Genomic DNA, 7,612 nt, shown 5'->3' with positions numbered 1-7,612 from the left:
GGGTTTGGGGGGGGGGGGGGGTGCGGCCCCAAGAGGTCCTGCCGGTTTTGGAGGCCATCGGGAAGGTCCCGCGCATCCGGATCGATGGTCTCTATACCCACCTGGCGACCGCGGACTGGACCGACCCCAAGTTCGCCTGGGGCCAGATCACCCAATTCCGCCAGACCCTGGAGAAGGTCCGGCACCAGGGCCTGGCACCGGCGACCCATGTGGCCAATAGCGCGGCCCTGATCACCTATTACCCCCAATCCAAGGGGACTTGGGTGCGCCCCGGCATCGCCCTTTACGGGGTCTATCCCAATCCTTCGCTCAAAAACAGGGTCAAGTTGACGCCGGTCATGCAAGTGAGGACCCGGGTCCTTCATGTTAAGGACATGGAGCGGGGGGAATCGGTCAGCTACGGCCGGACCTACCGGGCGCCCCGCCGGGTCAAGGTGGCGACCCTGGCCATGGGTTACGCGGACGGCGTCCCCCGGAGCCTGTCCAACAAGGGTTTCTTCCTGATCCGGGGGAAGAAGGTCCCCATCGTGGGGACCGTCTGCATGGACATGACCATGGTCGATGTGAGCCGGGTGCGGGGGATACGGGCCGGGGACCGGGCGCTTTTCTTCGGGAAGGGGCTTGGGGTGGAGGAACAGGCGGCCCTGGCGGGCACCATCTCCTACGAGCTTCTTTGCGGCATCGGGGGCCGGGTGCCGAGGGTTTACGTCTAAAACGAGGATTTCGAAGGACCTATGAAACTCGCCCATTGGATCGAAAAATTCGGACGGTTCCTCGCCTTCTTCATCCACGACATGGGGGAGATGGTCTTCCTTTTCCTGGGCATCCACCGCTGGATGTTCAAGAAACCCTTCGACGGCAAATTGATCCTCGAACAGATGGTCAAGATCGGCTACGAATCCGTCCCGGTGGCCGTCAACACGGCCCTTTTCACGGGCATGGTGCTGGCCCTGCAGTCGGGCTACACCCTGGAGACCAAGATCAAGGGCGTGTCCCAGTTCATCGGGTCGGTGGTCTCCATCTCCATGGTCCGGGAGCTGGGGCCGGTCCTCACCGCCATGGTCATCGCGGGCCGCATGGGTTCGGCGGTCGCCGCCGAGATCGGCACCATGCAGGTGACCGAGCAGATCGACGCCCTCCACACCCTGGCGGCCAACCCGGTGAAGTACCTGGCCGTTCCCCGGTTCCTGGCCTTCACCTTCATGTTGCCGCTGCTGGTCATCTTTTCCGACCTGATCGGCTGGCTGGGCGGGCTTTTCATCTGCGCCATGAAGTTCACCTCCTCCACCATCTATATCGAAAGCACAAGGACCAGCCTGGAGGCGGGCGACGTCATGGGCGGGGTCATCAAGGGGATGTTCTTCGGGGCCATCATCGCCATCGTGGCCTGCCGGCAGGGTTTTGCCACCACCAACGGGGCCGAGGGCGTGGGCCGCGCCACCACCAACGCGGTGGTCTTCTCCTTCATGCTGATCCTCATCTCCGACTATTTCCTCAACGCGATCCTCATCGCGTTGCACATCTAGGGGCCGCCATGAACAAATCCATGATCCGGCTCCTGAACGTCAGCAAGCGCTTCGGCGACCGGAAGGTCCTGGATGACATCACCCTGGAGGTCTTCGAGGGCGAGACCCTGGTCATCATCGGCCGTTCCGGCGTGGGGAAGAGCACCATCCTGAAGCACATCGCCGGGCTCCTTTCGCCCGATTCGGGGGAGGTCTGGGTCGAGGGGCAGAACGTGGGAATCTTGAAGGAGCAGGAGGTCAACGAGCTCCGCAAGAAGATGGGCGTGGTCTTCCAATACGCGGCCCTTTTCGATTCCCTGACGGTCTTCGAGAACGTGGCCTTCCGGTTGTTGCGGGATTTCAAGACGCCCCTGCCCCAGGCCGTCGAAACGGTGAAACGCAAGCTGGAGCTGGTGGGACTGAAGGACAATCTCCTCGACCTCAAGCCCGCCCAGCTTTCCGGCGGCATGCGCAAGCGCGTGGGACTGGCCCGCGCCATCGCGGTGGAGCCGGAGATCATCCTCTACGACGAGCCGACCTCGGGATTGGACCCGGTCTCGTCGGAGGCCATCAACGACCTGGTGCTCGACATGCAGAAGAAATTGGGGGTCACGTCCGTCGTCGTGACCCACGACATGCACAGCGCCTACAAAGTGGCCAACCGAATTGCCATGATATATGATGGAAAAATCGTCGGGATCGGGACCCCCGACGAGATCCGCAACAGTCCGAATCCCTTCGTTCACCAGTTCGTGACGGGCAGCGTCGAAGGGCCCATGCCGGTCCGCTAGAGGGGAACATGCCGGAACTCAACCACAACCATCAATGGAGCCTGGAGTTCAAGGTCGGGCTCATGACGATCCTGGCCCTTTTGGTGCTCATGGTGGCCCTCCTTTTCATCAATAATTTCCAGTTCGGGGGCGGGGGCCGGGTGGTCACCGTTTCCTTCAATTTCCTGGGGGACCTGAAGGTCAATGCCCCGGTCGAATACGCCGGGGGCATCAAGGTGGGTTATGTGAAGGACATCCGCATCGGCAACAACCAGGCCCTGGTGGACCTTTACCTCAACAATCCGGACCTCCATCTCCACAAGGATTCGCAGATCTGCCTCTATAGCGCCGGCATGCTGGGTTCCCGCTATGTCCAGGTCATGGCCGACCTGGGGACGGGGCCCGATCTTGAGAAGGGCGACGTGTTGGTGGGCAAGGATTCCAACAACCTGGACCAGACCTTCAGCCAATTGGGCGACGTGCTGGAGAGCTTCGAGCGCATGATGGGAGACCCCAAGGCCAAGGAGAACTTCCTCCGGTCCTTCGAGAACATGAACAAGACCACGGACCAGTTGCTGGAACTGACCCTTCGCAGCCGTTCCAAGGTCGAGAAGATGCTCGATGACCTTTCCAAGTCGAGCGGCGACGTGACCCAGATCGTGGCCAGCGGCCAGCGCATCTCCAAGAACCTGGAGAAACTGACCGACTCCCTCGAGAAACAGAAGCTCGACCAGTCCCTGAAGAACCTCAATAACACCCTCCAGGTCATGAACGACCTTTCCAACGACATCAAGGACGGGAAGGGGGCCGTGGGGGTCCTGCTGAAGGACGAGAAGGTCGGCCAGGACCTGCGGGACATGGTGGAGGACCTGAAGGCCCACCCTTGGAAACTCCTCTGGAAAAAATAAGCGTTCGGAAATTCGGGACCTTCCTCGGCATCCTTTTGCTGAGCGGTTCCTTCCTGGGCCTGTCCGGGGCCCGGGCGGCGATGATGGAAAGCGGGGACCAGGGCATCTTCCAAGATCCCGCCAAGGTCGGTTCCATGGAGGTCTGGGACGCATCCATGGGAATGGCCATGCCTTTCCCCATGGCCCGGATGCCCATGGCCATGCTGATGCTCCACGGTTACGGGTTCTTCGAGGCGGTCGCCGAGGAGGGCCAGGCCCGGGGCCGGGCCGACTTCTCCGCCCCCAACATGTTCATGGTGGACCTGGGCACCTCGGTGGGGGACAGCCAATACCTGAACCTGGACCTCATGCTTACCAGCGATCTTTGGACCGTTCCCAAGAACGGGACCCCGGAGCTTTTCCAGATCGGGGAGGCCCAGGCGGACGGGACCCCCTTCCTGGATGCCCAGCATCCCCACAGTTCCCCCATCATGGGGCTCACCTTGAGCGACCTGATCGCCCTTTCCCCGGAGGACAAGAGTTATCTCAAGCTTTTCGCGGCGCCAAGGGGTGAATCCACTGACGGGCCCGTGGCCTTCATGCACCGGTTGACGGGCATGGTGAACCCCGACGCCCCTTTGGGACACCATATCGGCCAGGACGTGGGCCACATCTCGGGCAGTGTCCTGGGGGCGGCCTTGAAATTGGGTCCCTTCCACCTGGAAGGTTCCTGTTTCGACGGCACTGAACCCGCGCCCACCCAGGTGGACCTTCCCTTACGGTCGCCGGATTCCTTCGGCATCCGGGGGATCCTGGACCTGGCCGACGACTGCCAGTTCATGGCTTCCTATGCGGATATCCGGGACCCGGAGCCGGACATTGCCCAAGCCGAGCGTTTTTCAGTTTCCCTTTATACCAAGTCCCCCCTTTCGGATTCCTGGGACCTCTACAACACCCTCATCTATGGGGGCATCACGAACATCGACCAGGCTTCTTATTTGAATTCGATCCTGGAGGAATTCGCCTTCAAGAGCGAGCGGATGGCGGTTTTCGGGCGCATCGAGGTGCTCCAAAGGACGCCCGACCAGTTGGGCGTGACGGGGCTCAACGACCCGGACCGGGGCCGATGGATCGGGGCGGTCTCCTTCGGCTACAGCCACCGGGTGGCCTCTTGGGATGGTTGGGAACTGCGGGCCGGCGGCGAGGTGACCAATGACATCACCCCGCCCGAGTATTCGGGCCTCTATGAGGGGAATCCCTTCAGTTACAAGTTCTTCTTCCAATTGGGCGGGGCCCAGATGTCGGGTCTCTGACCCGGACAAGAACGGGACATCGTTCGGACAAGAAACGGGGACCGGTTTTCAGGCCCCTTCGTTAGATTCCTCCCGGAGGAACAAATGCCCCCAATCCCTTCGACCTTCACCGGTCCGCTCCATCCGACGGCCCGGAACTACCGGAGTTTCCTCAAGTTCCTGTCCGATTCCTATGGATTCCAGGATCCCCGCTGGTTCGAGAAGGACGCCCCGGCTTTCTTCGGCACCCGGCCGGCCCAACTCGCCACGAAGTGGGCCCTGATGGCCGACGGCCGGTTCGCCGCCCATGTGGGTCTTTTTCCCTTCGAGGCCCGGATCGAGGGCCGTCCGCTCAGGGTGGCCGGGATCGGCGCGGTCGCCACCCATCCCTCGCACCGGGGCCAAGGCCTGATGAAGCGTTTGATGGACCACGTCGCCGATGTCCTTCAGGACGATGGATACGCCTTGTCGATCCTTTGGGGAGAACGGGACCTCTACCGTCCCTATGGGTATGAGCGGGGCCTGTTCCTCGATCAGTTCACCTTTCAACGGCGGAACCTGACCTATTTCGCCGTGCCGGGCAAGGTCCGACCGGCGGCTTCGCGGGACCTGCCGGCGATCGAGCGGCTTTATAACGCCCACCCTTTCCGCATCCGGCGCGGCCCAGTCCAGGCTGCCTCTTGTTTCCATCGTTTCGACCGGCCTTCGGAAAGACCGGTTCGGGTCCTGGAGGAAAAAGGCAAGGTCACCGCTTACTCGGTCTTTTGGCGGCCCGCTTCCTTCTGGAAGAAGGGTTCGGGACCCTTGGATGTGGCCGAATGGGGCGGAGCGGCCGAGGATCTGGCCTGTCTCTGGGCCTCCGTTCTCCAGGGGGACCGGGAAGCGTCCCTGACCGCCACGATCCACCCGGGTGGTGACCTTTACGATTGGGCCCGGGAGAACTGTTCCAGCCAAGTGCGAACGGGCCAGTCCTGCATGCTCAAGGTGCTGGACCTTCATTCGGTCCTGAAGGCTTTCGAGCCCCAGCTTCAACGCCGTTATGAGGCATTGGGAACAAGCATGGGAAGGACCCTTTGGTTCCGGTCGCCTGGGGGTTCCGCCGGATTGGAGTGCGGCCGCCGCCTGCGGGTATTGAAGGGTTCCAGGGAAGGGGCCATCCCCTTGTCGGCGGAGGGAACGGTCCGCCTCCTTTTCGGGGCCGGGCGTCCAAGCTCCACCCTGAAGGACTTGGGCCTCCATGCAGGTTGGTTGGACGGGCTTTTCCCCTTGGATTGGTATTGGTGGCGGAGCGAATGGATCTGAACGATGGCTCCCGATGAAAGGAATGCGATGCGATCCCTGATCCTGGCGATGGCGCTGGTCCTGGTGGGGGGCTGTTCCAAGCCCCCGGATCACCGCACCGTGATCCATATCTCCTCCTGGGGCGATATCCAGGAGAACACCATCCTCCAGGGGCTCATCACGAAGTTCGAGAAGGACAACCCGGGCATCCATGTGGCCCTGGACCGGGTCCCCTATGAGGAATATGTCGACAAGCTCCTGACCCAGTTCGCGGGCGACCTGGCGCCCGACATCATCTTCGTATCGGCGGAGAACCTGGCCGACTTCTATCCCCGGGGCCTGTTGGAGCCCTTGACCCCTTACGTCCGGAAGGACCCGGCCTTCGACTTGAAGGGTTTTTATCCGGAACTCGTGAAGTGGTACACGGTGGACGGGGACCTCTACGTGGTGCCCCGGGACATCGCGCCGGTCTGCGTCATCTATTACAACAAGAAAGCCTTCGATGGGGCGGGGCTGGCCTATCCCAAGGACGATTGGACGGTGGACGAATTCATGAAGGATGCCCAAGCGCTGACCGAACGGGACAAGAACGGCAATGTCCTCCGTTGGGGTTTCGCGGACGATTGGGCCCTTCCGGAAGCCTGGATCTACGCCTTCGGGGGAGGGTTCGTGGATGACACCCACCATCCCACCCGCTACCGGGTCAACGAACCGGGCTTCGTGCGGGGCGTCCAGTTCCGGGGGGACCTGATCAACAAGTACAAGGTCATGCCCAGCCCCTCCAGCTTGGCCCAGCAGGGAAGCGTCGGCGCCTCGGACCTTTTCGCCAATGGGACCGCCGGGATGTTCCTTTCGGGGATCTGGAAGACCCCCCTGTTCCGGGGGATCAAGGATTTCGGATGGGATGTGGCCATGTTCCCGCATCCAAAAGGGATGAAAGGGCGTGTCGTCGGCGGCAGTTCGGGCTACGGGATCGTGAGCAGTTCCAAGCACAAGCAGGAAGCCTGGCGATTCATCGCTTATCTCTCCGGACCCGAGGGTCAGGCCCGATTCGCCTCGACCGGGCTGGCCCAACCGGCCCTCAAGAAGGTGGCCGAATCCTCCGCCTTCCTGGACGGCAAGGACCCTTTGAACAAGAAGATGCTGTTGAAGGCGGTCCCCTTGGGTGTGGACCAGCCCATGGCGGTCAATTGGCGTGAGGTCATGCAAAGCATCATCTTCCCCCGGTTGGACCGGGTCTGGTTGGGCAAGGAAAAGGCCGTGCAAGCCGTGGCGGCCCTCAACGAGGAGCTTAAAAAACATCCCCCGGTGCCCATGAAAGCCAAAAATAACCCATGAGGGCGGCCATGGACGCCGGTCCAAGACGTCCCTATGATTGAAGGCCGTTCCCCTTGGGGGCATTTCATGGTGGGAGGTTGGCATGTTGACACATCGGATCGTGGCTTATCTGATCAGCTTGGCCGTGGGTTATTGGATCCTGACCCTGGCGGATAAGCAGTCGGGATTCACCAAGACCCTGGGGAAAGTGGTGGCGTGGATCATCCTGGTCGTCTCCCTGGCGGGGCCCCTCTGCCTGGCCTGTCAGGCGGTCTGTTGCCATTCGAACCCTTCGACCTGCCATTATTCCGCCTCTTGTCCTTGGAACGGGGGCATGGGTGGCCGGATGGGGATGGATCGATGCGTGGATCCGGACGCCCGAGGCGGGGAAGAAGGGATGGAACAAGGCCGTCCCATGATGAAACATTGGATGAAGGACCATCAAGGGCCGGGGATGAAAGGCTCGAACGAGGAGAAGGCCCCGGCGGACACCAAGGAAAAATCGAAGTAAACCATCACTCTTGTGAAAAGGATGCTGAAAAGCCCCGGGGATCCCCGGG

8 protein-coding genes are annotated in these 7,612 nt (G+C 61.7%); all 8 read left to right on the top strand.

What is annotated here, in order from left to right:
- On the top strand, positions 1–713 hold a 713-nt coding region (gene alr / locus VHE12_13875), incomplete at its 5' end, for an alanine racemase (GenBank protein ID HVZ81871.1).
- Positions 714–734: 21 nt separating this feature from the next.
- Positions 735–1,526, top strand: a complete 792-nt coding sequence (locus VHE12_13870) for an ABC transporter permease (GenBank protein ID HVZ81870.1) — start codon at positions 735–737, stop codon at positions 1,524–1,526.
- Between the two features lie 8 nt (positions 1,527–1,534).
- A complete protein-coding gene (locus VHE12_13865) occupies positions 1,535–2,296 on the top strand; it encodes an ABC transporter ATP-binding protein (GenBank protein HVZ81869.1) in 762 nt (253 codons plus the stop codon).
- Between the two features lie 8 nt (positions 2,297–2,304).
- Positions 2,305–3,183: an MlaD family protein gene (locus tag VHE12_13860; GenBank protein ID HVZ81868.1), complete on the top strand. Its 879-nt coding sequence runs from the start codon at positions 2,305–2,307 to the stop codon at positions 3,181–3,183.
- A complete protein-coding gene (locus VHE12_13855) occupies positions 3,159–4,475 on the top strand; it encodes a hypothetical protein (GenBank protein HVZ81867.1) in 1,317 nt (438 codons plus the stop codon). The genes VHE12_13860 and VHE12_13855 overlap by 25 nt, the downstream gene beginning before the upstream one ends.
- An 84-nt stretch (positions 4,476–4,559) precedes the next feature.
- Complete coding sequence (locus VHE12_13850) at positions 4,560–5,756, top strand: GNAT family N-acetyltransferase (protein ID HVZ81866.1); 1,197 nt, start codon at positions 4,560–4,562, stop codon at positions 5,754–5,756.
- 27 nt (positions 5,757–5,783) lie between these two features.
- Positions 5,784–7,073 (top strand): sugar ABC transporter substrate-binding protein, encoded by a 1,290-nt coding sequence (locus VHE12_13845; GenBank protein HVZ81865.1) that lies wholly within the window; start codon positions 5,784–5,786, stop codon positions 7,071–7,073.
- An 82-nt stretch (positions 7,074–7,155) separates the two neighbouring features.
- On the top strand, positions 7,156–7,563 hold the full coding sequence (locus VHE12_13840; GenBank protein ID HVZ81864.1) for a hypothetical protein: 408 nt from the start codon (positions 7,156–7,158) through the stop codon (positions 7,561–7,563).
- Positions 7,564–7,612 lie beyond the last annotated feature (49 nt).

This window comes from bacterium (genome assembly GCA_035549195.1).
GTDB lineage: Bacteria > Oederibacteriota > Muellerivitia > Muellerivitales > Muellerivitaceae > DASZRK01.
The sequence above is the reverse complement of the archived record's forward strand: the minus strand, read 5'-3'. Positions and strand labels throughout refer to the sequence as shown.

Coding starts and splice junctions, on each gene's coding strand:
- VHE12_13870 (HVZ81870.1), top strand. CDS start 735: ATGAAACTCGCCCATTGGATCGAAAAATTCGGACGGTTCCTCGCCTTC.
- VHE12_13865 (HVZ81869.1), top strand. CDS start 1,535: ATGAACAAATCCATGATCCGGCTCCTGAACGTCAGCAAGCGCTTCGGC.
- VHE12_13860 (HVZ81868.1), top strand. CDS start 2,305: ATGCCGGAACTCAACCACAACCATCAATGGAGCCTGGAGTTCAAGGTC.
- VHE12_13850 (HVZ81866.1), top strand. CDS start 4,560: ATGCCCCCAATCCCTTCGACCTTCACCGGTCCGCTCCATCCGACGGCC.
- VHE12_13845 (HVZ81865.1), top strand. CDS start 5,784: ATGCGATCCCTGATCCTGGCGATGGCGCTGGTCCTGGTGGGGGGCTGT.
- VHE12_13840 (HVZ81864.1), top strand. CDS start 7,156: ATGTTGACACATCGGATCGTGGCTTATCTGATCAGCTTGGCCGTGGGT.